At 61.8% G+C, this 26,264-nt stretch carries 29 protein-coding genes and 1 pseudogene; 19 read left to right on the top strand and 11 right to left on the bottom strand.

Translation table 11 applies throughout. The annotated features are described in order from the left end of the window. Positions 1 to 15 precede the first annotated feature (15 nt). Positions 16 to 240 (bottom strand): hypothetical protein, encoded by a 225-nt coding sequence (locus tag NKF25_RS13140; RefSeq protein ID WP_253227124.1) that lies wholly within the window; start codon positions 238 to 240, stop codon positions 16 to 18. Between the two features lie 226 nt (positions 241 to 466). Continuing rightward, positions 467 to 1,174, bottom strand: a complete 708-nt coding sequence (locus NKF25_RS13135; RefSeq protein ID WP_253227123.1) for a helix-turn-helix domain-containing protein — start codon at positions 1,172 to 1,174, stop codon at positions 467 to 469. A 280-nt stretch (positions 1,175 to 1,454) separates the two neighbouring features. Here NKF25_RS13135 and NKF25_RS13130 point away from each other — a divergent pair, with 280 nt between their 5' ends. After that, the gene (locus tag NKF25_RS13130) at positions 1,455 to 2,066 is read left to right on the top strand and encodes a metal-dependent hydrolase (protein ID WP_253227122.1); all 612 of its coding nucleotides are present in this window, start codon (positions 1,455 to 1,457) and stop codon (positions 2,064 to 2,066) included. A gap of 24 nt (positions 2,067 to 2,090) precedes the next feature. Continuing rightward, entirely contained in the window at positions 2,091 to 2,576 is a 486-nt protein-coding gene (locus NKF25_RS13125; protein ID WP_253227121.1) for a GNAT family N-acetyltransferase, read from the top strand. 58 nt (positions 2,577 to 2,634) lie between these two features. On the opposite strand, the gene NKF25_RS13120 is transcribed toward NKF25_RS13125, so the two are convergent. Continuing rightward, positions 2,635 to 3,114 carry a dual specificity protein phosphatase gene (locus NKF25_RS13120; protein WP_253227120.1) on the bottom strand — a complete coding sequence of 160 codons (480 nt, stop codon included), beginning with the start codon at positions 3,112 to 3,114 and terminating at the stop codon, positions 2,635 to 2,637. 57 nt (positions 3,115 to 3,171) lie between these two features. Here NKF25_RS13120 and NKF25_RS13115 point away from each other — a divergent pair, with 57 nt between their 5' ends. From NKF25_RS13115 to NKF25_RS13105, 3 genes are all read left to right on the top strand, one after another. Then, a complete protein-coding gene (locus NKF25_RS13115) occupies positions 3,172 to 3,555 on the top strand; it encodes a CBS domain-containing protein (RefSeq protein ID WP_342764453.1) in 384 nt (127 codons plus the stop codon). A 78-nt stretch (positions 3,556 to 3,633) separates the two neighbouring features. After that, positions 3,634 to 4,098 (top strand): DUF5804 family protein, encoded by a 465-nt coding sequence (locus NKF25_RS13110; protein WP_253227118.1) that lies wholly within the window; start codon positions 3,634 to 3,636, stop codon positions 4,096 to 4,098. 76 nt (positions 4,099 to 4,174) lie between these two features. Next, positions 4,175 to 4,333 carry a hypothetical protein gene (locus NKF25_RS13105; protein WP_253227117.1) on the top strand — a complete coding sequence of 53 codons (159 nt, stop codon included), beginning with the start codon at positions 4,175 to 4,177 and terminating at the stop codon, positions 4,331 to 4,333. A gap of 226 nt (positions 4,334 to 4,559) precedes the next feature. On the opposite strand, the gene NKF25_RS13100 is transcribed toward NKF25_RS13105, so the two are convergent. Beyond that, complete coding sequence (locus tag NKF25_RS13100; RefSeq protein WP_253227116.1) at positions 4,560 to 5,642, bottom strand: PLP-dependent cysteine synthase family protein; 1,083 nt, start codon at positions 5,640 to 5,642, stop codon at positions 4,560 to 4,562. Between the two features lie 98 nt (positions 5,643 to 5,740). Here NKF25_RS13100 and NKF25_RS13095 point away from each other — a divergent pair, with 98 nt between their 5' ends. Continuing rightward, a complete protein-coding gene (locus NKF25_RS13095) occupies positions 5,741 to 6,112 on the top strand; it encodes a thioredoxin family protein (protein ID WP_253227115.1) in 372 nt (123 codons plus the stop codon). Between the two features lie 27 nt (positions 6,113 to 6,139). Here NKF25_RS13095 and NKF25_RS13090 read toward each other — a convergent pair whose 3' ends face one another. The 3 genes from NKF25_RS13090 to NKF25_RS13080 form a co-directional block, all read right to left on the bottom strand. Beyond that, the gene (locus tag NKF25_RS13090) at positions 6,140 to 8,284 is read right to left on the bottom strand and encodes a thioredoxin domain-containing protein (RefSeq protein WP_253227114.1); all 2,145 of its coding nucleotides are present in this window, start codon (positions 8,282 to 8,284) and stop codon (positions 6,140 to 6,142) included. Between the two features lie 369 nt (positions 8,285 to 8,653). Continuing rightward, positions 8,654 to 10,909, bottom strand: a complete 2,256-nt coding sequence (locus NKF25_RS13085; RefSeq protein ID WP_253227113.1) for an NADP-dependent malic enzyme — start codon at positions 10,907 to 10,909, stop codon at positions 8,654 to 8,656. 74 nt (positions 10,910 to 10,983) lie between these two features. Further along, positions 10,984 to 12,096 carry an aminopeptidase P family protein gene (locus NKF25_RS13080; RefSeq protein ID WP_253227112.1) on the bottom strand — a complete coding sequence of 371 codons (1,113 nt, stop codon included), beginning with the start codon at positions 12,094 to 12,096 and terminating at the stop codon, positions 10,984 to 10,986. Between the two features lie 424 nt (positions 12,097 to 12,520). Here NKF25_RS13080 and NKF25_RS13075 point away from each other — a divergent pair, with 424 nt between their 5' ends. The 5 genes from NKF25_RS13075 to NKF25_RS13055 all read left to right on the top strand — a co-directional run bounded on the left by NKF25_RS13075 (position 12,521) and on the right by NKF25_RS13055 (position 17,358). After that, positions 12,521 to 13,000 (top strand): COX15/CtaA family protein, encoded by a 480-nt coding sequence (locus tag NKF25_RS13075; protein WP_253227111.1) that lies wholly within the window; start codon positions 12,521 to 12,523, stop codon positions 12,998 to 13,000. Between the two features lie 94 nt (positions 13,001 to 13,094). Further along, complete coding sequence (locus tag NKF25_RS13070) at positions 13,095 to 13,925, top strand: transporter substrate-binding domain-containing protein (protein ID WP_253227110.1); 831 nt, start codon at positions 13,095 to 13,097, stop codon at positions 13,923 to 13,925. Positions 13,926 to 13,942: 17 nt separating this feature from the next. Then, positions 13,943 to 14,773: an amino acid ABC transporter permease gene (locus tag NKF25_RS13065; protein ID WP_253227109.1), complete on the top strand. Its 831-nt coding sequence runs from the start codon at positions 13,943 to 13,945 to the stop codon at positions 14,771 to 14,773. Between the two features lie 56 nt (positions 14,774 to 14,829). Then, on the top strand, positions 14,830 to 15,564 hold the full coding sequence (locus NKF25_RS13060; protein ID WP_253227359.1) for an amino acid ABC transporter ATP-binding protein: 735 nt from the start codon (positions 14,830 to 14,832) through the stop codon (positions 15,562 to 15,564). Positions 15,565 to 15,642: 78 nt separating this feature from the next. After that, on the top strand, positions 15,643 to 17,358 hold the full coding sequence (locus NKF25_RS13055) for a Na+/H+ antiporter NhaC family protein (RefSeq protein WP_253227108.1): 1,716 nt from the start codon (positions 15,643 to 15,645) through the stop codon (positions 17,356 to 17,358). Positions 17,359 to 17,502: 144 nt separating this feature from the next. On the opposite strand, the gene NKF25_RS13050 is transcribed toward NKF25_RS13055, so the two are convergent. Beyond that, positions 17,503 to 18,981, bottom strand: coding sequence for a replication factor C large subunit (locus tag NKF25_RS13050; RefSeq protein WP_253227107.1), 1,479 nt, complete (start codon positions 18,979 to 18,981; stop codon positions 17,503 to 17,505). Positions 18,982 to 19,148: 167 nt separating this feature from the next. On the opposite strand from NKF25_RS13050, the gene NKF25_RS13045 reads away from it, so the two are divergent. Further along, positions 19,149 to 19,295, top strand: a complete 147-nt coding sequence (locus tag NKF25_RS13045; RefSeq protein ID WP_253227106.1) for a hypothetical protein — start codon at positions 19,149 to 19,151, stop codon at positions 19,293 to 19,295. 62 nt (positions 19,296 to 19,357) lie between these two features. Here the strand turns inward: NKF25_RS13045 and NKF25_RS13040 are convergent. Next, positions 19,358 to 20,230: pseudogene (locus NKF25_RS13040) on the bottom strand (PhzF family phenazine biosynthesis protein); the annotation flags it as partial. Positions 20,231 to 20,416: 186 nt separating this feature from the next. Between NKF25_RS13040 and NKF25_RS13035 the strand changes: the two are divergent. Beyond that, positions 20,417 to 20,866, top strand: a complete 450-nt coding sequence (locus tag NKF25_RS13035) for a pyridoxamine 5'-phosphate oxidase family protein (RefSeq protein ID WP_253227105.1) — start codon at positions 20,417 to 20,419, stop codon at positions 20,864 to 20,866. Between the two features lie 65 nt (positions 20,867 to 20,931). On the opposite strand, the gene NKF25_RS13030 is transcribed toward NKF25_RS13035, so the two are convergent. Then, a complete protein-coding gene (locus NKF25_RS13030) occupies positions 20,932 to 21,195 on the bottom strand; it encodes a HalOD1 output domain-containing protein (RefSeq protein ID WP_253227104.1) in 264 nt (87 codons plus the stop codon). A gap of 102 nt (positions 21,196 to 21,297) precedes the next feature. Beyond that, positions 21,298 to 22,023, bottom strand: a complete 726-nt coding sequence (locus NKF25_RS13025) for a bacterio-opsin activator domain-containing protein (protein ID WP_253227103.1) — start codon at positions 22,021 to 22,023, stop codon at positions 21,298 to 21,300. Between the two features lie 146 nt (positions 22,024 to 22,169). Here NKF25_RS13025 and NKF25_RS13020 point away from each other — a divergent pair, with 146 nt between their 5' ends. From NKF25_RS13020 to NKF25_RS12995, 6 genes are all read left to right on the top strand, one after another. Further along, entirely contained in the window at positions 22,170 to 22,763 is a 594-nt protein-coding gene (locus NKF25_RS13020) for a GNAT family protein (RefSeq protein WP_253227102.1), read from the top strand. Between the two features lie 6 nt (positions 22,764 to 22,769). Continuing rightward, positions 22,770 to 23,378, top strand: a complete 609-nt coding sequence (locus NKF25_RS13015) for a GNAT family N-acetyltransferase (protein WP_253227101.1) — start codon at positions 22,770 to 22,772, stop codon at positions 23,376 to 23,378. Continuing rightward, positions 23,375 to 23,608 carry a flagella cluster protein gene (locus tag NKF25_RS13010; protein ID WP_253227100.1) on the top strand — a complete coding sequence of 78 codons (234 nt, stop codon included), beginning with the start codon at positions 23,375 to 23,377 and terminating at the stop codon, positions 23,606 to 23,608. Before NKF25_RS13015 ends, NKF25_RS13010 begins: the two co-directional genes overlap by 4 nt. Before the next feature lie 19 nt (positions 23,609 to 23,627). After that, complete coding sequence (locus NKF25_RS13005; protein ID WP_253227099.1) at positions 23,628 to 24,173, top strand: GNAT family protein; 546 nt, start codon at positions 23,628 to 23,630, stop codon at positions 24,171 to 24,173. Between the two features lie 177 nt (positions 24,174 to 24,350). Then, entirely contained in the window at positions 24,351 to 24,905 is a 555-nt protein-coding gene (gene cyaB, locus NKF25_RS13000) for a class IV adenylate cyclase (protein WP_253227098.1), read from the top strand. Between the two features lie 142 nt (positions 24,906 to 25,047). Then, a complete protein-coding gene (locus NKF25_RS12995; RefSeq protein ID WP_253227097.1) occupies positions 25,048 to 26,247 on the top strand; it encodes a methionine adenosyltransferase in 1,200 nt (399 codons plus the stop codon). The last annotated feature ends 17 nt before the right edge of the window (positions 26,248 to 26,264 follow it).

Genomic DNA, 26,264 nt, shown 5'->3' with positions numbered 1-26,264 from the left:
TAGCTAAAATATATTTTAGCTCGTGTCAGGTAACTCCCATTCGACCATGTCGTTGACGTCACCCGAGAGCGGTCCTTCGACGAGCGTCCGGAACGCGCCACGCCCCGCGATGGTTCGGAGGTGAGTCACGAACTCGCGCCACTCGGCGGCACAGTCGGTGTGTAGCTGCCATCCCCTATCGTCGGGACGATGTTCGGGCGGGCGGCGGTCGGGCGGTGCGATTCGAACGGAATTGGACATATATTCGATACCTTCTGTACACCACGGACACGTCGAACTACAACCATCGTCCCCGTGCCGTGATTTCTCCACACTCATTAATCCAATCAGACACATCTGATATGGTTCAATTATGGCCTTCACCACGCCACCCTTTATTATGTCACGAAGTAGGTACAGTCGGATTCGATACGATTCGGAATGGTTCGGAACGGTTCGGGATGAGTCGAAATCATCCGACCGTTCGTTACGGGGCGAAGTCGCGCATGGCGTCCAACATGGTCTCCTTCTCGCAGTTCGTGACGGCGAGCGAAAAGCCGTCCAGTTGGGCCATCTTCGGCGCGTAATCCCACAACTCGTCCGCGTCGATGCCGTGGAGGACGACGGCGTTCGGCGTCGGCGTGACGACGCGCATGGCGACCAGCGGCGATTCCCCGCGCGTGACGTTCGTGAAGACGAGCGCGCGGTTCGTGCTCTGCCCGTACAGTCGGTAGAACTCCTCGCTGGAGAGGCGGGTGATGGCTTCGATACTGTCGATGACGGTGTGGCCCGTGATGCTCGACGTCGTCCCCGACGCGAGTTCCGTCGCGTTGATTTCGTCGTAGAAGTCGGCGAGCGGGATGCTCGTCGGGTATTCGCGCAAATCGTTGACGATACTGCTGTCGAATCCCGCCGACAGGACGCGGGCATACTGTCGGATACGGTCACCGCCGCGACGTTCGTCGATGTCGAGCAGTGCCGTGACGGTGCGGCGGACGACGCCGATACCCGGATTCTCGCGCCGCCCGCTCTCGTAATCGGAGATGACCGACGACGAGACGTCGAGATGGTCGGCGAGTGCGGTCTGGGACACGTCGAAGTCGGTGCGCCACTTGCGAAGCGTCGCTCCGGGGTCGTCACTCAGCGTTATCTCGCCCGCGATCTGCTCGGCGAGCGTCCGGCGCGCGTTTGTCATATTTTGGCATGAGAGTGAGCTTCGGAAAAGGGTATCGAAACCAGCATTCGACGAGCGTCGAAGGGGAGATGACGGAAGACGAATCGTCCGCCGCGAAACGCCGTCACGATCGAGTAGTGCGGCGTAGGCGGAAGCGCTCCGAGACCCATTGCAGAAATCAGTTACACTCGACCAATCAGCGACAGTGCCCCCGACCTAGCTGTCCCATTCGAAAGTATGCTTCCCCTACGGCGACGGTTCCCACCGCACTACTTTCCGCGATGCGCTCGTTCATCGCCCGATGCCATCGACGGTGGTACACGTCGCGGTGGGGGCCTTACTCGCCACGTCGCTGCTTGCCGAACACTTCGACACGCGGGCGGCCGTGGTGGTGCTCGCTGCCGCCGCGTTCCCCGACCTCGACACGCTGCTGGGACTGTGGGTCCAGGGGGGACATCGAGCGATCCTTCACACTCTCCTCCTCCCGACAGCGATCGGAATCGTCCTGCTCGCCGACCTCGTCGGGGAGAACAGAATCGAACAGCGATGGGGACCGTACGGCGTTCGCGTCGCGTGGGTCGCGCTCGTCGCTTACGTCGGCGCGGGGATCGGACTCGACCTGTTCACGAACGGCGTGAACGTCTTTTACCCGATCCACGATCAGTTCTACAGCGTCTCCGGAAAGCTCAGTTTCTCGAACAAGCACGGAATCATCGACACGTTCCTCCAACCGGAAACCCACGGAACGACGCACACGACTCACTACGATACCGGCTTCGACCTCGCGCAGGGACCCGACCCGAGCAACGAGGAGCGGATGTTCCCCATCGTCCGAAGCGGACGGCAGTTGCTCCTCGGCGCGATGAGTTTCGGCATCCTCGGCTTTCGAATCTGGGAATCACGTAAGAAGTAAGCCCCTATCACACCCACAGGGGGTATGGAAATTCGACCGTACGAACCGAGCGATGCCGACGAATTTTGGGCGCTGAAACGGGCGTTCGAACTCGGTCTCGGGAGCGGAACCGGCGGCGACGACAAGGCCGACCTGTACGAGGGGAAACTGACCGACGAGTACCGCGAGCGCTACCTCGACTGGGTCGAGTGGTGCGTAAATCGGGACGAACGCTGTGTGACGGTCGCCGACGCGGGCGACGAACTGGCGGGCTACGTCTTCGTCCTCCCGGACGAACTGGCGTTCATCTGGGACGCCGCCATCCTGAACGAGGTCTTCGTCCGCCCGGACCATCGCGGAACGGGCGTCGCCGACGAGTTGATGGACGCCGCCGTCGCGCTCGCCGACGACCAGAACCTCCCGCTCGACCGCCTCGTCCTCGATGTGGACCGCGAAAACGACCGCGCCGGGGCGTTCTACGAGCGCCACGGGTTCGACCACTGGGGAGAGATGGTCGCAAAAGAGTTGTAGTCGCTACCGTCGCACGCAGAGCGACGTCCGCGCGAGCAGTCGAAATCGAACGACGCGGCTACGGGTTCGCCGCGAGGTAGATCACCGCCAACTCGTGGAGTGCGGGGTTGGGCATCGCGTACGGTCTGGCCTCCTGGACGAGGGCGAGTGCGTCGTGAAACCGTCGATCCTCTTCGGCGGCGAGCGTGGTTGCGACGAGCGTGGAACTGCGTGAAACCCCCGCCTTACAGTGAATCAGTAGGGAGCCGTCCGCTCGATACAGTCGGCGCGCGGCGTCCACCGCCGATTCGAACGCGGACCACTCGTTTCCCGTCCCGTCGATGAGCGGATGGTGGTGAGTCGTCAGCGGATGTTTTTCGGTGGACGCCGAGAGGACGTGGTCGAACTCCCGGTCGTGGTAGTCGGGGCGCGCCGCGAACCGGTTTCCGAGGTACAGATTCCGGTCGCCGAGGCGACGGATCACCGCCCGGTCTTCGACGTACCCCACGGGGCGAACGAGCAGTTCGGGTGCGTTTTCGTCGTCGTCCTTCCCGGACATTTCGTTCGTTGTTTCCCCCTCGTAGCGGGAAAACAACAATGGTCCCTCGCCACATCTATGGGGTGGATGAGCAATAACGACAGAAAACAAGTCAGAGATATGATGTCGACGCCGCTGATGACGGTATCGAAGGATGCGACGATCACCGAGGCCGCGAAGGTGATGCGCGACAACGAAATCAGCGCGCTCGTGGTGACGACCTCCCCCCGAGCGATCATCAGCAGCTCCGACGTGCTCGAAGTCGCTGCTGACGGTCTGGATCCCACGCAAGTAACGGTCGGGGACGTGATGACGACGGACGTCGAGACTGTCACGCCCGACCTCTACATGGAGGAAGTCGCCGCGATGATGACCACGTACGGAATCAAGCACCTCCCCGTCGTCGATGACGAGTACGTTGGGATGGTCTCGTCCACCGACGTGACCACCCTTCTCTCCTGAACGTCGTCCACACCGAAACTCGATTTCGGGTTCGGTGGAAGACGAAATCGCTTTAGTTCGCCGCTGCCACCGAAAACTGTGACCCGTGTCCTGCTCGTCGGTTCGGAGGAAGTCGAATTGCGCGCCGAACTGTTCTCCAGGGAGACGGCGCGCGACGCGCTCGGGACCTACCAACTCCGCGAACCGTATCGCAACTGCCTCGAACTGGAGACCATCAGCGTCGGCTCGGCGACATCGCTGTTGAACGACCTGAACTGGTATCTGGTTCGGTTCGTGGACGAGGCGCTCGTGCTCGACCCGAGCGTGAGCGACGAGGAGTGGCTCTCCCGAAAGCTCGCCGCTCGGGTGCGCGACCGCGAAGTCGAACCGGTCGAAACGGACCCGCTCCTGAAGGTGTACGGCGTCGTGGAGGACGAGTTCGGCGCTGAACTCGTCGAACCGATGTACGTCGCCCGAACCGTCGATGGCGTCCCCGAATACGATCTGCGCGACGTGGACGACACCGTGGTCGTCCGCGTGACCGAAGAAGAGTTTCGCTCGTAGAAGAACGCCGATCGAACCGATCCTGACATCGACATCCGGGTTTTACACGTTTCTCGACGCGCGGATAGGAGTTCGTGTGAGTTCAAGGATGCACGCTCGATCCGACTCGAACATCGCATCTACCCCGACGAAGAGCAGACAGGCGGTGATGGATGGCTCGATGAGCCTCGCAACTGCAATGCGGTACCTCCAAAACTACGTCGCGGTACTTGTCGAAGCCCGGGAGAGCGAATAGTCGGGAGAACGACTAGGGGTGGGGAGTGGGCGAGTACTGTGGGGGGACCGAGTTGGGTGCGTCAGCAAGACCATTGGGAGGCATGAGTCACTCGTGTCCGAACCCAATTCGACACAGGAGGTCCGACCTAAAAACGGCGGACCATCGTTCTCAGTTTGTGAAAACGGTGCAGTAGCGTACGATGTCGGTGGTGAGTAGATAGAAGACAGTGGCGCGGGACGATACCTCAGTCGAACATCCCGGTCGAGAGATAGCGTTCGCCGCTGTCGGGGAAGATGGTGACGACGAGCGGGCAGTCGTCGTAGTCGACGCCACCGTCGGATTCCATCCGACGTATCGTCGATCGATCATCGACGCCACCGTCAGACTCCTTCTGACCTACCGTCGATCGATCATCGACGCCACCGTCAGACCTCGCTTTTTTGCTTCCTTCGTCCATCGCCTCCTGCCACTCCTCCGGGACTTCGGGGCAGTTGAGGTCGGGTTGGGCGAGGCGCTCGGCGACCCGGTAGGACGCGATGCTCGCCGCGCCGCTGGACTGGCCGACGAGGATACCCTCCTCGCGGACGAGTCGGCGACATTCGTCCTCGGCGGCCTCCAGCGGGACTCGCTCGACCGAATCGAGCAGGTCGGTGTCGAGCAACTCGCTCACGAATCCCGGACCCATCCCCTGATACTCGTCCTCGCCGGGTTCGCCGGTCGAGAGGACGGGGTTACGGTCGGGTTCGACGGCGACGACTTCCATCTCCGGATACTCCTCCTTGAGGCGCGAGGCGGTTCCGGTGATCGTTCCGCCCGTGCCCACACCTGCGACGAAGGCGTCGATTTCGCGGCCATCCACCTGCTCGATGATTTCCTCGGCCGTCGTTCGATAGTGGGCGTCCGCGTTTGCCGCGTTCTCGAACTGACCGAGTTGTATCGCGTCGCCGGATTCCGTGAGTTCGTTCGCGCGCGCTTTCGCGGATTCCATGTTGCCATCGACGAGTTCGAGGTCGGCGCCGTAGGCCTTGAGCAGTTGTCTGCGCTCGGGCGACTTCGAAGCGGGCATGACGATGGTCAGATCGTAGCCGCGGGCCGCACAGACGACAGCCAGACCGATTCCCGTGTTGCCGCTGGTGGGTTCGACGATTCGGTCGCCGGGATGGAGTTCGCCCGCGCGTTCCGCGGCCTCGATCATCGCCAGCGCCGGACGGTCCTTCGCGGACCCCCCAGGGTTGAACGATTCGAGTTTCGCGGCGACGGTCGCACCCTCGGGTGAGCGGACGTGGACGAGTGGCGATCCTACCGCGTCGAGGATGGAGGATTTCATGATCCACGGTACGAATTCCACGCCTAAACACCTACTGGACACCGGCAGGCAGTGCCGGAAGCGAGAATCCTTATTCGCGTTCGCCCCCATGCTCGCCTATGGAATCGACAGTACCGAACCCCGACTGGAATGCGAGCGAGCACAGCGAGACGATAGACGCCTTCGAATCCGGTGCCGGTGAACTCGTCTATCGCGTCTGGGGTGCCGACTGGTGTGGCGACTGCCGGTCGCGCCTCCCGGACTTCTTCGCCGCGCTGGACGCGGCGGGCATCGAAGAGGACAGGATTCACGTCTACGAGGTCGACGACGACAAAAACGGCGAACTCACCGAGGAGTACGACGTGACGCTCATTCCGACGGTCGTGGTGGAACGCGCGGACGAAGAAGTCGCCCGCTTCGAGGAGAAAGAAGACGTCCCCGCCGCCGACTACCTCGCCCGCGAACTGCTCGCGAGCGACGCGTTGGCCTGATCCCGCGACGACTCCGTTTCTATACCGTCACTCCGGCGCGAGGTCGTCGGCCCACTCCAGTCCCGCGTCGATGTCCGTCACGGGCGGCGAGCATGTGAACGACCGACAGACGTACAGCGTCGGTTCCGCCTCCGAGCCTCGATCCGCCCAAATCGGCGGCACTTCGTCCAGTTCCAATTTCTCACACCACTCAGCCACCCCGTCCGCCGTCGGCGGTCTGCGAGTCAGGATTCGCGTCGGGAGATACGTTTCGGCGAGTCGGTCGTGCCACTCCTCGGGGAGTTCGTCGCCCGCGACCGTCAGTTCCAGCGATCCGGTCGCGTTGCGGTCCGCGGCGAGCGCCAGCGTCGCGTACTGGAACGGGTTCGATTCGATGGTTCGGGCGTGCGTTTCGAGGACCGCCTCCGGAATCCCCGCGAAGGCCTCGTCGGGCGCGAACTCCGAGAGGACGGCCAACGTGTCGGTCGCCACGCCGAGGCTGGACGGCGTGGACTGATCGGCAAGTTCCTGCGGGCGAGCGACCAGTCGCTCGCCGCTCTCGGGGGTGAAATACAGCGTTCCCTGCTCTTCGTCCCAGAACTCGCGCTCGATGGCGCGCGCGAGGTCGAGGGCGAAGCCGAGATGGTCCGGGTTCCCGGTCGTCTCGTACAGCGCGAACGCGCCGCGGGCGAGGAATGCGTAATCTTCGAGGTAGCCGTCGATGGCCACATCGTCGTCCTTGAATCTCCGGGACAGTTTCCCTTCGGACTCGTCCCACAGGTGCTCGCGCACGAAGTCCAGCGCCTCCGCCGCGCGGTCGGCGTAACGGTCGTCGAGGACGAAGCCCGCTTCCGCGAGTGCGGTGATCAACAGGCCGTTCCACCCAGCCAAAATCTTCTCGTCGCGGGGCGGCCGGGGCCGGTTCTCCCGGAACTCGAACATCGACTGGCGAGCGTCTTCGAGCAGGGTCCCGACTTCCTCCTCCGATAACTCGTACTTCTCGGCCAGTTCGGGGACACCCATCCGCAACGTGAGGACCGTCCGACCCTCGAAGTTGCCCGACCGGGAAATGCCGTAGCGCTCGCAGACGATGTCGGCCCTCGTCTCGGCGTCGATTTCGGTATCGCTATCTTCGGCGTTGACGGCCTCGAACACCTCGCTCGGCGTCCAAACGTAGAACTCACCCTCCACGTCCTCGCCGTCCTCGTTTTCGCTCCGGGCGTCGAGCGTGCTGTAGTAGCCGCCGTCCGGGTGGCGCATCTCGCGGCCGAGGAACTCGAACGTCTCGCGGACGACCTGCGCGTAGCGTTCGTCACCCGTGAGTTGATAGCCCGCGAGGAACGCGCGCGGCAGTTCCGCGTTGTCGTACAGCATCTTCTCGAAGTGGGGCACCGTCCACTTGCGGTCGGTCGCGTAGCGGTGGAACCCGCCGCCGACGTGGTCGTACATCCCTCCGTTCGCCATCGCGTCCAGCGTTTCGACGGCCACGTCGCGGTACTGTTCCCCGCCGAGTCGGTCGTCGGCACGGAGGAGCAACTCGATGCGCGCCGGTTGCGGGAACTTCGGTCCCCCCTGCCCGAATCCACCGTGCTCGCGGTCCGCGCTGCGAATCGTCTGGGAGGCCGCGCTGGAGAGCAGTTCCGGGCCGGGGGCGTCGTCCGCGTCGGGCGTCGATTCCAGTTCACTCTCGATGGCGCTCGTCCACTGCTCCCCCCGGTTTTTCATCTCCTCGGGGTTCTCCTGCCACGTGTTTCTGACGTTTTCGAGCAACTCGATGAACCCCGGACGGCCTTGCCGGGAGCGCTTCGGGAAGTACGTCCCGACGTAGAACGGCTTGCCCTCCGGCGTCAGCCACGCCGACAGCGGCCACCCGCCGCCGCCCGTCACCTGCTGGCAGATGTTCATGTAGATCGCGTCGATGTCCGGGCGCTCCTCCCGGTCCACCTTGATCGGCACGAAGTTCTCGTTCAGCAGTTTCGCCACCTCCTCGTCCTCGAAACTCTCCTCGGCCATCACGTGACACCAGTGGCAGGCCGAGTAGCCAATCGAGAGGAAGATGGGGACGTTGCGCTCCTTGGCCGCCTCCAGCGCGGCGTCGTCCCACGGTTGCCAGTTCACCGGGTTGTCGGCGTGCTGGCGGAGATACGGACTTTCCTCCTCGTCCAGTCGATTTCGCTCGGTGGGTGCGGTCATAGTTGTGGGTGAGTGGATTCAGAGAGGTAAAGATGGGGATTCGACGGAGACAGGTTGTGAAAAGTGAACGAACTTCGAACGCCCCTACCCGCTCGCTATGAGACGATTTTTGTTGTTTTGCGATTACAGTTACTGGGAAGAAGACTGTCTCGAAAGCCCTCGCCCGGTCGCGCTTGTTCAGTCGTCTCGGCGACCTCTCTCGTCGAGGCAGGCGGTTATGCCGAGGCGAGATGTCGCTGAGCGACTGCGAACGAACGGGGCTTTCGAAATCTTCCTCGTAACTGCTGTTATCGCACCAGCAGAACCAAACGCCTCACTTCGTCGTGAAATTCCTCAAAAAACAGCCAAATCGAGCGTTATTCGCGTTTCTTACTCCTTCTGCGCGTCCACGACAGCCACGCCAGCCAGGTTCACGATGTCCTTGACTTCGTCGCCGCGCTGGAGGACGTGGACGGGTTTGTCCATGCCGACGAGCATCGGGCCGATGGCCTCCGCGCCGCCGAGGCGCTGGAGGAGTTTGTAGCCGATGTTACCCGCTTCGAGGTTGGGGAAGACGAGGACGTTCGCGGGTTCATCCAGTTCCGAGAACTCGTAGGTACCGTTGAGTATCTCCTCGACGACGGCCGTGTCGGCCTGCATCTCGCCATCGACGGGGAAGTCCACGTCGGGGTCGTTGCGCAGGATCTTGGAGGCGTCACGCGGTTTGCGCGTTCCCTCGTTGTTCACGCTGCCGAAGTTGGAGTACGAGAGCAGCGCGGCCCGGGGTTCGACGTTGAACCGACGGGCGAGTTTGGCGGTCTGCTTCGTGACCTCGGCCAGCACATCCTCGTCGGGTGCCTGATTCACCGTCGTGTCGGCACAGAACACGACCCGGTTCTTGAACGTGAGCATGTACACACCGGCGGCGTACTCCACGTCCGGCGCAGTGCTGATGACCTGGAGGGGCGGGCGCAGTGCGGACGGGTAGTGGTGGGTCAGCCCCGTCAGCATGGCGTCGGCGTCGCCCTGTTCGACCATCACGCTGCCGAAGTAGTTCGAATCCTTCTCGATGAGTTCGCCCGCCTCGTTCCGAGTGACGCCCTTCCGCCCGCGCAGTTCGTACAGTCGGTCGGCGTAGTCGTCGTAGTCGCCGTTCTCGGGGTCCGCGACTTCGGGTTCGAAGTCGAGACCGAGGTCCTCGACGTTCGCCTCGATTTCCTCGCGGTCGCCGATGAGAACGGGGTTGGCGATACCCTCCTCGCGCATCTGGTAGGCGGCGCGGATCATCTTCCTGTCCGTGCCTTCCGAGAGCGCGACGCATTTGGGGTCGCTTTTGGCCTTGTTCAGGACCACACGCATCATCTCGCGGGACTTGCCGAGGCGCGCTTCGAGCGTCTCGACGTACTCGTCGACGTCGAGTTCGCTGCGGGCCACGCCGGTTTCCATGGCCGCTTCCGCGACTGCGGGTGCGACCTCGAACAGCACGCGCGGGTCGAGCGGTTTCGGGATGATGTAATCCGGGCCGAACTGAAGCGGTTGGTCGCCGTAGGCTTTGACGACGGCGTCCGGAACGTCCTTCTTGGCCAGTTCCGCCAGCGCGCGTGCGGCGGCGACTTTCATCCCCTCGTTGATGTCGCTCGCGCGCACGTCGAGCGCGCCGCGGAAGATGAACGGGAATCCGAGCACGTTGTTGACCATGTTCGGGTAGTCCGAACGGCCGGTCGCCACGATGACCGTGTCGTCGCGGGCGTTCTTGGCATCCTCGTAGCCGATTTCCGGGTCCGGGTTGGCCATGGCGAAGACGAACGGGTTGTCGGCCATCGAACGCACCATGTCCTGGCTGACGATGCCGCCGACCGAGAGGCCGACGAACATGTCCGCACCCTCCATCGCACTCGCGAGGTCGCCGCCGGGGATGTCGCGGGCGAATTCGGTCTTGAACTCGTTCACGTCGCCCTTCTGGACGCGGTTCTCCGTGATGATGCCCGTGGAGTCACACATGATGATGTTCTCCTTCTTCGCCCCGAGCGAGACGTAAAATCGGGCCGAAGCGATGGCGCTCGCGCCAGCGCCGGAGAAGACTATCTTCAGGTCTTCCAGGTTCTTGTCCGTGATCTCTGCGGCGTTGATGAGGGCGGCCCCGCTGATGATGGCGGTGCCGTGCTGGTCGTCGTGGAAGACGGGGATGTCCATCTCCTCGCGCAGGCGCTCCTCGATTTCGAAGCACTCGGGCGCTTTGATGTCCTCCAGGTTGATGCCCCCGAACGTGGGTTCCATCGCGCTCACGGTTCGAACGATGTCGCCGGGGTTCTGCTGATCGAGTTCGATGTCGAACACGTCGATGTCGGCGAATCGTTTGAACAGAACGCCCTTCCCTTCCATCACGGGTTTCGACGCCTGTGCGCCGATGTCACCGAGACCGAGAACGGCACTGCCGTTCGAGACGACCCCGACGAGGTTCCCCTTCGCGGTGTAGGAGTACGCATCCCCCGCGTCGTCCGCTATCGCCTCACACGGCGCGGCGACGCCGGGGGAGTAGGCGAGACTCAGGTCACGTTGTGTGTTCGTCGGCTTCGTCGTCGAAATCTCTATCTTTCCCGGCGGGTCGCTCCGGTGGTAATCGAGTGAATCCTCGTCAAGTCCCATGCCGGATACTGTTTCTACCCGCGTGTAAAAAGCTATCCGTCTGCGTCGAAATCATCCTTCGACATTTGTCGAACTCAGAGTTCGAGGATGGATGGGCGCGGCAGCGTCACGTCGTCGTCGAGTGCAATCACGGCTTCCGTCGGCCAGTCGCCCGTCTGCGTGAGGATTTCGATCCGGTCCTCGTCGACCAAGGCGGTGTCCTCGCTCTTTGCCCCCTGCACCGTCGGGTTCCAAGCGTACGCCATCGGCAGTCGAATTACGTCGTCCGTCGTTGGTGTCGCGATCCACTCACGTCCGGCGTACCCCGCCGCGCCGCCCTGGTGGTGGTACTCCCACTCGCCCGGATAGCCGACGCGGTCGTAGGCGTCCTGAATCGCCGCGAACACGTCCTTCGCCCGTCCGTCCCTTCTTCCACTCCCCTCGCTTCCTCCGACTGCTTCCGTCCCAAACCGCTGTGTTGCGGCGAGTGCCGTCGTCTCGACCGTCGCCGCCGCCTCGTGTCGCTCCGCCAGCCACTCCGGCGCATCGAACGCGACGGTGCGGGTACAACTCGCGTGTAGCCCCGCCCGTTCCGCCGTCACGGAGACGTGTGCATAGTCCCCCAACTTCGCCTCGGTCGGCGTGTAGTGGCGATACTTCTGTGCGCGTTCACTCCCGCCGACGAGCGCCACCGGCGTCTCGATGTCGCGCGCGTCGAGCGCGCCGCGGACCGCCGAGACGATTTCCCGTTCGGTATCGTCCGGATCCAGCTTCCGGCAGATGGCTTCGACTGCGGCGGCGGTCTCGGTGCCCAGTTGCCGATACGCGTCGGCGTCCTCGTCGGTGAGCGGTTGTCGAAGCGGCGAGGCGTCGACCGATTCGAAGCCCGGCACGTCGAAGTCGGCGGCGGCGGGCGTCTCGGCGTGCTCCGCCACTGCATCCGCCAACGACGATTCGTACCAGGGGTACTCGGTGACGGGCATCCCGTCCGGCAGTTCCTCGTCCCGAAGGCGGGTTCCTTCGATGGAATTGGTGACGACGCGGAACGTATCGCCGTCGTAGCCGACGGCGGCGACGCCGACGTCGCCCTCACGGTCGATGACGTTGTCGCCGCCCGTGAGCCACGCGAACGAGTTCGGACGCGCGAACCAGACGGATTCGATATCGCGCTCGGCAAGGAGGCTGTCGAGACGGTCTCGTTTGGTCATGGTTCCCTTATTGCGAGCGGCCTCCTTCAAACACCTGCTTGAGTCCACTGTTGCCGTCTTCTCGACAGTATTTTTCCACAAAACTTATTATTGATTTACAGAAAGGTGAAGAAGCCAACCCAGTCCTGCCCGCTGGTGGTATCACAGCTGTGTGGTCCCGGCTGAACTCGCTCCGCCCCCACAACCAACCCCCGTCTTTCCGACACTTCTTCCGGCTTTCCCAACACATGCCCTCCTTTTCCGATGTTCTCTCTCCCCGCCCTCCGGTTCCATTCCGTCTTCCGATTCCTTCCCCGCCCTCCGGTTCCATTTCGTTCGGCTCTCACTCTCCGGGAAAGTCGGACAGACCTAAGTACGGTCCTTCCCAAATCCCGAGAAAGGGGATCAGTATGATAGGAGAAAACCGACCCGAGGTGTGTAACTAATGGGGACCCGATTTCGGCGTTTCGCCGCCGTCACGACAGTACTGACGTTCGTACTCATTCTGCTCGGCGTGTACACCGCCGCGATGGGTGCGGGTCTCTCGTGTGGTCAACAGTGGCCGTTCTGTGACGGTGGGCTGATTCCACAGACGTTCCCGAGTTTCATCGAATGGTTCCACCGACTCGTGGCGATGGTGACCGGATTTTTCATCCTGGGAACCACCGTCGGCGCGTGGAGATACTACGAGAGCACCCGTATCCGGGCCGCCGCGACCCTCGCGTTGGTCGTCCTTCCGGTGCAGGTACTCCTCGGCGGGGCAACCGTCCTGATCTACGGTCCGGCCGTCCTCGTGGCCCATCACGCCACCGCGTTGCTGATATTCGCGGCGCTGTTGGCGACGACGCTGTGGGCCTACGAGGAACCAGACCGGGCCACGACGTCCGCGACGGATTCACCCGGCGCATATCCGTCTGACGACTAACATATCACCGCGGAAATTTTATCGAACTGCCGCTAGAAACCGATAGTAGCTTTCTATACGCTGTTTGACTATGTAGTATCGGGGGAGAACCACAATGCACAGACGGACCTTTCTCAGGGGGAGCGGCGGAGCTATCGCTGGCCTGACGTTCGCGGGCAACGCGAGCGCACAGGGCGGCACCATCAGAATCGGCTCCGACATCCCGTATCGACCGTTCGAATACCGAACCGCAACCGGGGAACTCATCGGCTTCGACGTGGACATCGCAAACGCGATTTTCAAGCAACAACTCGGGGACAACTACGAGTTCGTCCAGACGAGCTTCGACACCATCATCCCGAGCCTGAACAACGGAAACTTCCGCGTCATCATGAGCGCGATGACCATCACGCCGGAACGAGCGAAGCAGGTAGATTTCTCGGACCCGTACTTCACGGCGTACCAGACCGTCCTCGTCCTGAAAAACAGCGGCATCACGAAACTACAGGACTTGAGAGGGAAGACGGTCGCCGTCCAGAAGGGGACGACCGGCGAGGCTGCCGCCCAGAAGCTGAAAAAGCAGTTCAACGGCAACCTCACCATCGACAGCTACGACCAGATTCCGGACGCGTTCTCCGCGCTGGGGAACAATCAGGCCGCAGCAGTCATCAACGACAACACGGTCAATCAGGCGTTCGCACAGCAGAACAACCAAGTCACCTTGTTACAGGGGAAGGGCGCGGCCGAGCGGCAGGGAAAGAAGAACGCACCGCCGTACCTCACGCTCACCGTCGAGGACTACGGCATCGCGTTCCGGAAGAACGACGACAAACTCAGAAAGCAGGTCAACGGGGCGCTTTCGACCATCCGAAATAACGGGACGTACGATCGGATCTACAACAAGTACTTCCAGACTTCCGGTTCGGGAGGCACGACCAGCGGCTAAGCGCCGCAGGAGTCCTCATGGCAGAGACATACACCGAACGCGGCATCGAGCGACCGACGGAGGGTGAGGAAAAGTGGCTGACCGACCGCCGGGTCAAAGTGCTCGGCATCGCCGTCGCGGGTATCTTCACCCTCGGCGTGCTGTTCTTTCTGCTGTTGATCCTCACGCAGTTCGTCGACTACCAACTGCTCGTGACGATCCTGCCGCAGTTCATCGACGCGCTGATCCTCGTGTTACAGATCATCGTCATCTCGGCCGTTCTCTCGCTCATCTTCGGCGTGCTGGTCGGGTTGGGTCGCGTCTCACAGACGGGGTTCACACAACGCATCGCCACGCTGTACGTCGAGTTCTTCCGCGGGACGCCGCTTCTGTTCCAGTTGTTCGTCGTCTACCTCGGGATTCCGGCGCTCTGGGCAAACGGGCAGTTCCCGCTCAAGAACTGGAGTTTCGCCGCGGCCATCATCGGCCTCACGCTGAACCACACCGCCTACATCGGCGAGGCGGTCAAAGGCGGCATCAACTCCGTCTCCGGCGGGCAGTCGGAGGCCGCGCGGTCGCTTGGCATGTCGTACATCGATTCGATGCGCTACGTCATCCTGCCACAGGCGTGGCGGAACGCGCTCGCGGCCATCGGCAACGACCTCGTCATCCTCGTCAAGGACACCTCGCTGCTGACGGTGCTGGCGATTCCGGAACTCATCAGCGTCTTCCGGAACGTCAACAGCGCGACGTTCGACGCGTGGACGCCCATCGTCGTGGTGTCCGTCGCCTACCTCGTCATCACGGTACCGCTCGGCAAAACCGTCCGGACGTTGGAGTCGCGCTCGATGTGGGGGTCCGAACGATGAGCCTTCCCGAGGACGAGGACGGTGCGATGGACAATCGTGAGCGAGCGGACAACATGATGGACGTCCCCGAGGTCGAGTTCGACGGCGTGGACAAGTACTTCGGCGATCTGCACGTGCTGAAGGACGTGTCCCTCTCCGTCGATGACGGAGAAGTGGTCGTCATCATCGGGCCGAGCGGGAGCGGAAAATCGACCCTGCTGCGGTGTACGAACCGCTTGGAGGAGATTCAGGGCGGCGAAATCAGACTCGAAGGCGAACCCATCTCCGACCCGGACGTGGACGTGAACAGCCTCCGCCAGCACACCGGGATGGTGTTCCAGAGCTTCAACCTCTTCCCGCACAAGACGGCGCTCGAAAACGTCGCGCTCGGCCCGATGGTCGTCAAGGGGTTCGAGGAGGACGAAGCGGAAAAATGGGCGAAGGCCATGCTGGACCGCGTCGGCCTTTCGGACCAAGCCGAGAAGTATCCCAATCAACTTTCGGGCGGCCAACAACAGCGCGTCGCCATCGCCCGCGCGTTGGCGATGGACCCGCACGTCATGCTGTTCGACGAGGTGACGAGCGCGCTCGACCCCGAACTCGTCGGCGAGGTGCTCGAAGTGATGCGCAACCTGGCCGAGGAGGGGATGACGATGCTCGTCGTCACCCACGAGATGGGCTTCGCCCGCGAAGTGGGCGACAGGGTGGTCCTGATGTCCGAGGGTCGCATCGTGGAATCCGGAAAACCGGCGGATTTCTTCGCCCATCCCGAAACCGAGCGTGCGAAGCGATTTCTCGAACGCGTTCACTGACGGGTAGGTTTTTGTTGGTGATCCGTTGGTTTTGCAACCGCCCAAAACCCATTTATTCGACTGGTCGGGAACAATGGTATGGATACGATTCATGCGGGCGTCTGGTCCGTGATTCCGGCACTGGTCGCCATCAGCCTCGCGTGGTATTCACGCGACGCGATCATCGGGCTGTTCGCCGGAATCGCCAGCGCCGGTGTGGTTTACGGTGCGTTGAAGCCGGGGTCCACGGGCGTTCCGAAGCATTTCATGGGGGACGTCCTGATTCCGAAAACGTCGCTTTTGCATACGTCGTTCGGCCCGATAACGGCGGGAAACGTTCTCGGCGGGATATTCGGCCTGAAACACGTCCCGACGATAATGGCCACTTCGCCGATGTTCTCGGACTCGTGGTACGTCGAGAACGTCCTGCTGGCGATTTTCGCCATCGGCGGGGTGATCGGGTTGATGATCCGGTCCGGCGCGCTTCGTGGCGTCCTCGAAGCCCTCACCGCACGGACCGATTCACCCGCTGACGCGGAGAAGGCGGCGTTCCTCGCGGGGATCATCATCCACATCGACGACTACTTCAACTGTCTGGTGGTCGGGTCGATGATGCGCCCGCTGACGGACAAGTACAACGTCTCGCGGGCCAAACTCGCCTACTACGTCGATTCCGCTGGCAGTCCCGCCGCCCGGCTCGCCTTTTACTCGACGTGGGGCGCGGCGCTCATCGGGTTCATCGGGAAGGCGCTCGTCACCGCACAGAAACAGGACAAACTCCCCGACGGGATGAGCCAGTACGTCGCCGGACAGGGCGACAAGGCCCACGCCGTGACGAATCAAATCTGGCCGCTGTTTTTCAACAGCATCTTCTTCGGTTTCTACTCGTGGGCCGCGCTCATCATCGCCGGACTCGTCGCGTGGCAGGTCGTCCCCAACATCATGGGCATGGGGGACGAGGAGTCGCGGGCGCGCAACGGCGGCGGCGTCGTCGGCGACGACCACGAACCGATGATTTCCGACGAGATAGACGAGTACGAGATGTCGGACACCGCAACGCCCGACTGGCGAAACTTCGCTATCCCCATCGTGACGATGATTATCGTCGGCCTGAGCGCGATGTTCTGGCGTGGGAGTCCGGTCATCCAAGCGCCGCACATGAACACCCTGTTCTCGCTCGGCGGCTATCACCTCGTGCTCCCCGGCAGCGGGAAGTGGTCGTTCAACATCGGCGGCGTCCAACTCGGCCTCGCCTCGTTCTCGGCGCTCGTCGTCGCGTTCATCCTCTACCGCGTGAAGGGCGACATCCCGAGCAACAAGGACGCGACGGAGGCGATGACGCGCGGGTTCAAGGGCATCCTGCTCGCGGCGGTCATCCTGATGTTCGCCAGTTCCATCCAGAACGCCGTCTCCCTGCTCGACATCTCCTCGTTCGTCACCAACAACTTCTCCGGCGTGCCGCCGCAACTAGTCCCCGTCTCGCTGTTCCTCATCACCAGCATGGTGAGTTTCTCCGACGGCAGTTCGTGGTCCACCTACGGCATCATGTTCCCCATCGCCATCCCCATCGCGTTCACCACTGGCGCGAACCTCCCGCTCGTCATGGGCGCGGTGTTCAGCGGCGGCATCTTCGGCGACCACAGTTCGCCGATCAGCGACACCACCGTTCTCGCCTCCTCGACCAGCGGCAGCGACCACCTCGTCCACGTCCGGACACAGATTCCGTACGCCGTCCTCTGTGCGACCATTGCGGCAGTGCTGTTCCTCACCCTCGGGTTCTTCCTCCCCGGGAGCTTCCGGATCTTCCCGTACTGAGACGGGCAGCTTTCATTCCTCGTTCCGATCGGTGTACTATGATACCATCAGAACACGAATATAGTCAGAATACTATTATAGTTAGAACACAAACATATACGGGATGCGAATATAACCAGAATACGAACATCGTCGTGATGTTCGTTACAGGAAGTCGCCGAGTCCGGACTGTCCGTCGCCGGATTCGGGAGCGTCCGTCGGTTCGGGTTCCGCCGCCGACTCCTGCGGTTCGGGGTCTGAACCATCTCCCTTAGCGTCCTCGTCCCCGTCCCCCTGCACGGATTCGGCATCGTCCGACACCGAATCCGACGCGAAGCCCTCGAAGGCCCCACCCGAATGTTCGATGGCGAGTTCGTGCTTTCGTTCCTCGGCGTCGGCCACGATTTTCTCGACCTTGTTCGTCGTCTTCCCGCTCCCCGTGATGAACGAGACGTGCTTTTCCTCCAAATCGTAGCGCGCCGCCATCGTCACGGTCAACTCCCGGTTCTTGCAGTGATGAGTCATCTCGGAGAGGAACGGAATGACTTCGCGGCGGGCCGTGCTCATGCTGATGCCGCTCTCCTCGGCTATCTTCCGGGCGATGTAATCCCGCGTGTCGCGCTTGCCGCGCGAACTGCCGAGCTTTCGCCAGTAACTCGGCGGGCCATAGCGCGTCCATCCGCCCTTCTTTCCATTTCTGGCGACGGCCACCCCGGCGGTCATATTGTCGCCCGCGTAGCGCCAGTACTTGTAGTTCTGCGTGGCCCGCACCCGTCCGAGCCAGCGGTCCGCGTTGGCCATGTAGCCGTAGGCGTCCGCGAGTTCCTGTCCCTCGTAATCCTTCGGCAGGTTGTCCTCGATCCAGTTCAGCATGTTATCGGGCGTCTCGTCCACGTCGTAGGACGCCTTCAGCGCACCCTCGGCGTCCTGTTTCTTGATCAGGTCGTCGAGGAAGTCGAAGATGCCGCTGGTCGTGTCGCGCTCGCCCGTTACCACGTCCTCGCGCATTAGCCGTCCGCCAGTAGTGGCGACCGCTTGCAGGTCGTTCACCGCGGAGCGCAGGTCGCCGCTGTCGTTCTGTGCGATGGCATCGAGCGCGTCGTCGTCGTACTCGATATCCTCCTGTCGGCAGATGTCCCGAAGCGCGGGGACGATGCTTCGGGCCGACACGTCGCGGAACTCGATGGTTTCACAGGCGTTTCGAAGCGAGTTCGACATGTCGTAGAACTCGTTCGCGATGAGGACGAGCGGTTGGTTCGCCGATTTCACCACGTCCGTGATGGCCCGCGAGCCACCGCGGTCGGCGTTGTGTGTCAGGTTGTCCGCCTCGTCCATGATGACGATTCGTCGCCCCGACACGCCGCCGGTGAGGGTACCGCTCTTCGCCGCCTCGCCCGCGATGCGTTTGACGACGTCGCCGGTCCGCTGGTCGCTGGCGTTCAGTTCGATGGTCGGCCAGCCCATGTCGTTCGCCAGCGCGTGGGCCGCCGAAGTCTTCCCGACGCCGGGGCTACCGTGGAGGATGACGGCATCCCCGTGATTCTCCCACGTCTCGGCCCATTCTCGCAGTTGGTCACGGGCCTTGTTGTTCCCCCGGACCTCCGAAAGCGTGGTCGGGCGATACTTCTCCGTCCAGTCTACCATTGAAGGAGTGTAGGGATGTAGGCCGTTTAGTGATTGCGGAGCGCGGTCCGATGGAGTCCGGGACTACGGAACCGTCCGCTACACACGACGGTCGAACGACGATACAATCTATCTGAACCATGGTCGATTTGGAACAACTAGATGAATCTGTTTTCAACTAGCTCTCGATGGCCGGAACGAACGCTCGAATCGGACGGTTGCTCACCGACGAATTCGGGGAGTGTTGTGACGCGGACGTCGAACGGGTCCGTGATATCCGGGACGAGATCGAACGGCGCGCTGTTGAACTGTTCGACGAAGTAACGGCAAAATAACGGCGAGCGGACGAACGGACGAATGGAAGGACCACAGTTTCGACGGTATTCCGGTAGATTCGCTACAACAACCGTCCTTCGGCGACCGGAATCACTCGGCCCCCGACCTCCACGTCGATGACATCGTCCGCTCTCGACGCGCGGAGGTGGAGGAGCGAAGGGCGACCCATCTCGTACCCTTGTTCGACTCGAACGTCGATTTCGCTCGTATCGAAGTACTCGTGTTCGACCAGCCACGCCGCCAGACAGCCGTTCGAGGAGCCAGTCGCGGGGTCCTCCGGAATGCCAGCGTAGTCGGCGAACACTCGCGCGTGGATGTCGTTTTCGTCCTCGGTTTCGGGCGCGAAGAGGACGATGTTGTGACCGCCGTACGGTTCGATGAACTCCTCGTAGTACGGGTCGTGATTCGTCTCCGCCCGCCGAACCGCTTCGAGCGACCGAAGCGGGACGACGAGCGTCGGCAAACCGGTCGAAACGATCTGGACGGGGAACGTGTCGTCCACGTCGCTCACTTCCAGACCGAGAACCTTCGCAGCGAGGGAGTGCGGGACGGTTTCCCCGAACGTCGGTGGTACTTGGTTCATCCAGAACAATTCGTTGCCATCCTCGTCGCGCTCGACGTGACGGGGATTTGCCCGACACCGAGGTTGAGCGTGAGTTCGTCGGGGTGGTCGTCGCGGACGAACTCGCGGACCACGAACGCCGTTCCGAGCGTTGGATGACCGGCGAACGGGATCTCCTCCGCGGGATCGAAGATACGCACGTCGTACCCGCCGTCCCTCGTTTCCGACGAATCGATGAACGTCGCCTCGGAGAAGTTCGTCTCGCGAGTGATCTCCAGCATCTCGTCTCCCGTCATCGACGCCGTATCGTGGACGACAGCGAGTTGATTGCCCGCGTACTTTTCCTGTGCGAAGACGTCCACCACGTGAAATCGGTTGCCCGCCATACGTAGCCGTCTCCGTGATGAAAGAAAGCGGTTCCCATCAGTATTCCCCCAGTTCTCGGTGTTCCCTCTGTTCGTTCCACGATCCATGGGTTTCGACCGGCGTGATCATCCACCTTTTTCGACCGGCGTGACCACCCACCTTTTTCGACCAGCGCGACGTATCTCGGTTGCCATGGGGGACATCGAATCCGTCCGAATGGACGACGAAGAGCGGGACGAATTTCTCACCAGTGGGGGAACGGGTGTCATCTCGTTTCCGACGGGTATTGACGAATCGCCGTACTCGATACCGGTGTCGTACGGCTACGACCCGACCGACGTCCACTTCTATTTCCGGCTCGCGGTCGAGAAAGGCGGCGAGCGCGACGAAGTCATCGACCGCCCGGTTACGTTCGTCACCTACGACCACACTGACGATGGCTGGCGGAGCGTCGTCGTGAGGGGAGAGTTGGACGAAGTGGCGGAAGCGGACATCACTTCGGAGGTGGTGCAGGGGGTGCAACGGGTCGATATTCCGCTCGTCGACCTGTTCGAACGCGATTCGCGCGAAGTGACGTTCGAGTTCTTCCACCTCCATCCGACGGAGATAACCAGTCGAAAGGAAGCGACTACGGAGGGATAGAGAACGACGGCAGCCATCGATATCGATAGCTCCGTATGACCGGTGAGAAACTCGAAGCGTGTCCGTCAGGATTCCTGTCGGACGTGAACTGTGCTGTCGCTCTCGACGGTTACCCGGTACCCTGCGAACGAAAACGAGAGTTCGAGGTCGGCAGCGTTACTCCTGACGACTGCGTTGAGAGCATCGGGGTCGAGGAAGTCGTACAGCGGTGGCAGTTCGGTTACCTGCACGTCCGCTCGATTTGCGACGGCGAGCACAACGCGCTGGGTTATCGGCTCTCCTGGATGCGATCCGTTCATCGCTTCGTGGGGTGAGTTCGTGGTATGCATCGTTGGAAATGATCGACCGAAGTAGCTCGTATCGAGTCGGTCGTCGTATCCGTTCCTGAGGAACGACGCCACCTGACCGCGTCGCCTCTCTCGAAAGGTTCGCTAGGGGATATCATTTAGCACATTCGCCTCCGTATCTTCATCCGGTTCGAACATGGCAGTGAGCAATTTCCCCAATCCAGTCCAGAGGTGTTGACTGAAAGTCGGCTGTGAGACGTTCATCTTCGCTGCACATTCCGTCGCGGTACTCTCCCGCGGCCACATCAGATACCCTTCGCGTGTCGCGATTTCCACTGCCCGCAACTGCTTGTCGGTCAACTCCGCCGTGAGATGTGCGTTTTGTGCTCGGTTCGAGAGAGCGGGAATGGTCCGCCCGAGCGTCCGTTTGGAGAGGAGTTGGGCGTCATCGTATCGGTCGAAAAAGCGGTTTACGACCCGCCGGACATCCCCATTGGGCGAAACGTCCGCGACGATGCGAGCGTGGCCGCTCTTGGCAGTCGCTTCACGCACCATCGCACCGGTATCCGCCAACGTCGCCGTGACACACGAGTCAGTGACGATGAACTCCATCAGCGTCGTGTTAGGGTGTTCACTCACGACGCGTGCATCGCGCACCGACGGGAGGTCATCGGCGATATGGAGAACCATCTCGGGTCGTGCACCGTGAACGGTGAAAAACTCGAGCATGTTTCCGTCCTCCCGATGAACTGCACCCTCAGCGACGAGTCCGCAGTCCGCTCGCTCGGACAAAGCGACGAAAAAGCATCGCTCGTCGTGAAACGAGAAAACCAATTCGACGCTTCCCGTCGGTGATCGTTGGTTCACCATCTAGTTCCGTTATGAGTTGAACACGATTATGCACTCTGTGCCTCTAGTGAACACCCATCATGGTACTCGTGTCGCCCTCGGATTGCCATGTCAGGAATTGTCATTCACTCAGTAAACTTTTGTCCGCCTGCCGTCTCGTCAGAGGTATGTTTCCCGAGGAACTCGAAACCGACCGCCTCCGGTTGGAGGCGATCACACACGACCGTGTGGATACTTTCGATCTCTACCGACACACGGCACACGACGCCCCCGATATCGAGGAGATCACCGAACATCTCTCGTGGACGCCGCACACGACGCCGAAGGAGACGAAGGAGTTCATCGATATGTCGGAGAAGAACCGCGCCGAAGCGGCCGGTTCGGAGTACATCATCCGACCCAAAGAGGGCGAGGACGGCGCGGGAGAAATCGCCGGGACGACCGGCCTGAACGTCAAGTGGGAAACGAGAACCGGAAGTCTCGGCCTGTGGCTCCGCAAGCCGTTCTGGGGGCGGGGCTACTCCGGCGAACGCGCGTCGGCGCTGATGGAACTCGCGTTCGACCGCCTCGATCTCGAACTCGTCGCGGTCGAACATCTCGCGGGGAACGAGAAGTCACGCCGCGCCATCGAGAAGTACGTGGAAGCGCATGGCGGGCAGTACGACGGCATCCTCCGGAACCGGCACCCCGACGGCGACGTCGTCCGCGACGCACATCGGTTCACGGTGTCGCGGGAACAGTGGGCCGAAAGCCGGGAGTGACGGATCGTGTCACATCTCTTCTCCGAACGTCTCGAAACCGAGCGACTCGTGCTCGAAAAAGTCTGTCCCGAGAACGTCACGACCCACGAACTGTACGACCTCTTCTCGGGTCAGGAAACGAGCGACGTATTCGAACACGTTCCGCAGTCGCCGTATCGATCGTTGGACGAACCGAGGGAGATGATAGAGAACGCCGCCGAGAGTTGGAGGGACGGAGCGATCGCCTCGTACGCGGTCCGCCCGAGCGATGGGGAACCGGATGCAGGTGCGCTGGCCGGAACGGCGCTATTGTATCCGGAGTGGGAGAAACGAAGCGCCCGCCTCGGACTCATTCTTGGCAAGCGATTCTGGGGACGAGGGTACTCCGGCGAACGCGCGTCGGCGCTGATGGCGATGGCGTTCGACCGTCTCGGCCTCGAACTCGTATCGGTGAGCCACAACGCCGGGAACACGAAATCCCGGCGCGCCATCGAGAAGTACGTCGAACGGTTCGGTGGGGAACACGACTGCCTGCTTCGAAATTGGGTTCCGATGGACGACGAAGTGAACGACGTCCACCGCTACACCATCACGCGAGAACAGTGGAAAGCGAGCCGTGAGGAGGACGAATCGTGACCGAGCGGTTCGACGAGCACGCGATTCGCCACCGCCTGAAATTGAAGAAAGATGCCGGACACAGTTCCCTGTTCGAAAATCGGGATTCCGTGGCGTGTTCGGTCTGTGGCGAACCGTTTTCGGAGGTGTTCGTCACGGAAGAGCGGGGGCACAGTTTTCAACCGACCGGGTCGATGCGTTTCTGCATCCTCCGCGACGACGATCGAACCTGCATGTTCACCCACGAATAATATGTGCCACGAGTAATCCATGCCGGGAGCACGAATCACGGACGGTGATCGAGTCACGCTTCGGACGGTAGAGGAGGAGGACGTTCCGTTCGTTCAGCGTGCACTGGCGAACCCCGAACTCCGCTACCCGATGGGAAATCCGGTCATGAATCGGGACGAGGTTTCGAAACTTCACGAGGATGACGGTGCGGATCGGTTCCTCGTCTGCGTGAATGGAGAGGATGGGGAGGGTGGGGAAGCGGACGAGGTGCGGCGAATCGGCCAAGTGAACGTGATGGACGCCGACTACAAACGCCCCGAACTCGGCTACTGGCTCGTCCCGGCGGTGCAGGGCAACGGCTACGGGAAGGAGTCCGTCTCGCTCGTTCTCGACTACGTTTTCCGGAAGTACGACACACCCGCCATGGGCGCGGAGGCGTACGACTTCAACGAGGCGTCCCGCGGCCTGCTCGAATCGCTCGGCTTTGTGGAGGAAGGTCGCCGCCGTCAGTACATGTTCGTGGACGGCGAACACCGCGATATGGTACAGTACGGACTGCTCCGGGAGGAGTGGCGGGACAGCTGACGGGTGTGACGGTGGCCGGGTGTGACGGTGGACGGGCGTGACGGTGGCCGGGTGTGACGGTGGACGGGCGTGACGGTGGCCGGGTATGACGGTGAAAGGAAATCGAGAAAGGCTGGGAACGGAGAGAGCCGAGCGTCCGTCGTGTATCTTTTCAACCCCCCGCTCCTCCCTCCGACCATGTACGAAGTCGAAGTGAAGGTACGAGCCGACCACGCGGCGGTTCGAGAACGGTTGGACGACCTCGATGCCCACTCCGTCGGCGTGGTCACGCAGGAGGACTTCTACTACGACGCGCCCCACCGTGACTTCGCGGAGACGGACGAAGCGCTCCGTATTCGCCGTGAAGCCGACGACGACGATGCGGTGGAGGTCGTGACGTACAAAGGCCCGCTGGTGGAAGAGGAGTCGAAGACGCGCAAGGAACACGAAACCGTCATCGGCAACGGTGACACGGTGGATGAACTGCTCTCGGCGCTCGGATTCGAATCGGCCGCAACCGTCCACAAAGAGCGGGAACGGTACGAACTCGACGGCTACGTCGTCAGCCTCGACGCCGTAACCGGACTCGGGGAGTTCGTAGAAGTCGAGACGGAAACGGACGAGGAGGGAGACATCGAATCCGCCCGTGTGGGTGCCTACGACGTACTTCGTGAGTTGGGGTTGGACCCGGAGGAGCAGATTCGAACGTCGTATCTCGGATTGCTACTCGAAGGGAAGACGGGTGATGAGTAGCGAATGAACAGCGGGAGAACAGCGAGTGAAAGAAAGAGTTACTGTGGGATGGGTAATCACCACTCGAAAATGAGTAACAGTAATCAAATCGGGGAAATGCGTTTCCGCAAGTTATAGAATCCGTGACCGTGAAACCGATATAATGACTGAGCGGAACATTCAGGTGGAACCTATCGACCGTCGGGCAGTCGAAGATCAGGACATCGAAATCGTGGAGCGGAAGGGAATCGGTCACCCTGACTCTATCTGTGACGGTATCGCGGAAGCGGTCTCTAGCGCACTTTCGCAGACCTATCTCGACCGTGTCGGCAAAGTCCTTCACTACAACACCGACGAAACGCAACTCGTTGCGGGGAGTTCCAACCCGCAGTACGGCGGCGGCGAACTCGTCGAGCCGATCTATATCCTCCTCGTCGGTCGTGCGACCAAGGAGTACGAAGGGTTGAAGATCCCGACCGACACCGTCGCGTTGGACGCCGCCCGCGAGTATCTCAACGAGAACATCCCCGAACTCGAAGTCGGCCACGACGTCATCATCGACGTGAAACTCGGCGAAGGGAGCGGCGACCTCCAAGACGTGTTCTCCGAGGAGGGCGCGACGGTACCGATGGCGAACGACACGAGCTTTGGGGTGGGTCACGCACCACTCTCGGAAACCGAGAAGATCGTCCTGAACGCCGAGAACCGTCTCAACGGCGAGTTCGCGGCCAATCACCCCGAACTTGGTCCGGACGTGAAGATCATGGGCAAACGCGAACGCGACACCATCGACGTGACCGTCGCCGCCGCGATGGTGGACAAGTACATCGACAACCGTGAGGAGTACGACGCCGTCGTCGAGGAGGTACGCGACTACGTCCACCAGGTCGCCCACGAGTACACCGACCGCGAAGTGAACGTCTACGTCAACACCGCCGACGACGACGAGAGCATCTACCTGACGACGACCGGCACCAGTGCCGAGATGGGTGACGACGGCTCCGTCGGCCGTGGAAACCGTGCCAACGGTCTCATCACGCCGAACCGCTCGATGAGCATGGAGGCGACCAGCGGCAAGAACCCCGTCAACCACATCGGAAAGATCTACAACCTACTGAGCACCGAAATCGCCGAAACAGTGGTAGCGGAAGTCGACGGAATCCGCGACATGCGGGTCCGTCTGCTCTCGCAGATCGGGCGACCCATCGACCAACCGCACGTGGCCGACGCTCACGTCGTCACCGAAGATGGTGTCGAACTCGGCGACATCGAAGACGACATCGTCGCCCTCGTGGACGAGGAACTGTCGAACGTGACCCACATCACGAAGCGCGCCATCGACGGCGACGTGAGGACGTTCTGAACGAGCGAAGGACGTTC

It is taken from the genome of Haladaptatus sp. AB643, from assembly GCF_024136975.1.
In the GTDB taxonomy this organism is placed as follows: Archaea; Halobacteriota; Halobacteria; order Halobacteriales; family Haladaptataceae; genus Haladaptatus.
Note: the sequence above shows the minus strand (reverse complement) of the source record. Positions and strands in the feature narration are given on the sequence as shown.

Excerpts from the sequence above, each read along its gene's own strand:
- NKF25_RS13140 (WP_253227124.1), bottom strand. The coding sequence starts at position 240 with ATGTCCAATTCCGTTCGAATCGCACCGCCCGACCGCCGCCCGCCCGAA.
- NKF25_RS13135 (WP_253227123.1), bottom strand. The coding sequence starts at position 1,174 with ATGACAAACGCGCGCCGGACGCTCGCCGAGCAGATCGCGGGCGAGATA.
- NKF25_RS13130 (WP_253227122.1), top strand. The coding sequence starts at position 1,455 with ATGCCATCGACGGTGGTACACGTCGCGGTGGGGGCCTTACTCGCCACG.
- NKF25_RS13125 (WP_253227121.1), top strand. The coding sequence starts at position 2,091 with ATGGAAATTCGACCGTACGAACCGAGCGATGCCGACGAATTTTGGGCG.
- NKF25_RS13120 (WP_253227120.1), bottom strand. The coding sequence starts at position 3,114 with ATGTCCGGGAAGGACGACGACGAAAACGCACCCGAACTGCTCGTTCGC.
- NKF25_RS13115 (WP_342764453.1), top strand. The coding sequence starts at position 3,172 with ATGGGGTGGATGAGCAATAACGACAGAAAACAAGTCAGAGATATGATG.
- NKF25_RS13100 (WP_253227116.1), bottom strand. The coding sequence starts at position 5,642 with ATGAAATCCTCCATCCTCGACGCGGTAGGATCGCCACTCGTCCACGTC.
- NKF25_RS13095 (WP_253227115.1), top strand. The coding sequence starts at position 5,741 with ATGGAATCGACAGTACCGAACCCCGACTGGAATGCGAGCGAGCACAGC.
- NKF25_RS13090 (WP_253227114.1), bottom strand. The coding sequence starts at position 8,284 with ATGACCGCACCCACCGAGCGAAATCGACTGGACGAGGAGGAAAGTCCG.
- NKF25_RS13085 (WP_253227113.1), bottom strand. The coding sequence starts at position 10,909 with ATGGGACTTGACGAGGATTCACTCGATTACCACCGGAGCGACCCGCCG.
- NKF25_RS13080 (WP_253227112.1), bottom strand. The coding sequence starts at position 12,096 with ATGACCAAACGAGACCGTCTCGACAGCCTCCTTGCCGAGCGCGATATC.
- NKF25_RS13075 (WP_253227111.1), top strand. The coding sequence starts at position 12,521 with ATGGGGACCCGATTTCGGCGTTTCGCCGCCGTCACGACAGTACTGACG.
- NKF25_RS13070 (WP_253227110.1), top strand. The coding sequence starts at position 13,095 with ATGCACAGACGGACCTTTCTCAGGGGGAGCGGCGGAGCTATCGCTGGC.
- NKF25_RS13065 (WP_253227109.1), top strand. The coding sequence starts at position 13,943 with ATGGCAGAGACATACACCGAACGCGGCATCGAGCGACCGACGGAGGGT.
- NKF25_RS13060 (WP_253227359.1), top strand. The coding sequence starts at position 14,830 with ATGGACGTCCCCGAGGTCGAGTTCGACGGCGTGGACAAGTACTTCGGC.
- NKF25_RS13055 (WP_253227108.1), top strand. The coding sequence starts at position 15,643 with ATGGATACGATTCATGCGGGCGTCTGGTCCGTGATTCCGGCACTGGTC.
- NKF25_RS13050 (WP_253227107.1), bottom strand. The coding sequence starts at position 18,981 with ATGGTAGACTGGACGGAGAAGTATCGCCCGACCACGCTTTCGGAGGTC.
- NKF25_RS13045 (WP_253227106.1), top strand. The coding sequence starts at position 19,149 with ATGGCCGGAACGAACGCTCGAATCGGACGGTTGCTCACCGACGAATTC.
- NKF25_RS13035 (WP_253227105.1), top strand. The coding sequence starts at position 20,417 with ATGGGGGACATCGAATCCGTCCGAATGGACGACGAAGAGCGGGACGAA.
- NKF25_RS13030 (WP_253227104.1), bottom strand. The coding sequence starts at position 21,195 with ATGCATACCACGAACTCACCCCACGAAGCGATGAACGGATCGCATCCA.
- NKF25_RS13025 (WP_253227103.1), bottom strand. The coding sequence starts at position 22,023 with ATGGTGAACCAACGATCACCGACGGGAAGCGTCGAATTGGTTTTCTCG.
- NKF25_RS13020 (WP_253227102.1), top strand. The coding sequence starts at position 22,170 with ATGTTTCCCGAGGAACTCGAAACCGACCGCCTCCGGTTGGAGGCGATC.
- NKF25_RS13005 (WP_253227099.1), top strand. The coding sequence starts at position 23,628 with ATGCCGGGAGCACGAATCACGGACGGTGATCGAGTCACGCTTCGGACG.
- cyaB (WP_253227098.1), top strand. The coding sequence starts at position 24,351 with ATGTACGAAGTCGAAGTGAAGGTACGAGCCGACCACGCGGCGGTTCGA.
- NKF25_RS12995 (WP_253227097.1), top strand. The coding sequence starts at position 25,048 with ATGACTGAGCGGAACATTCAGGTGGAACCTATCGACCGTCGGGCAGTC.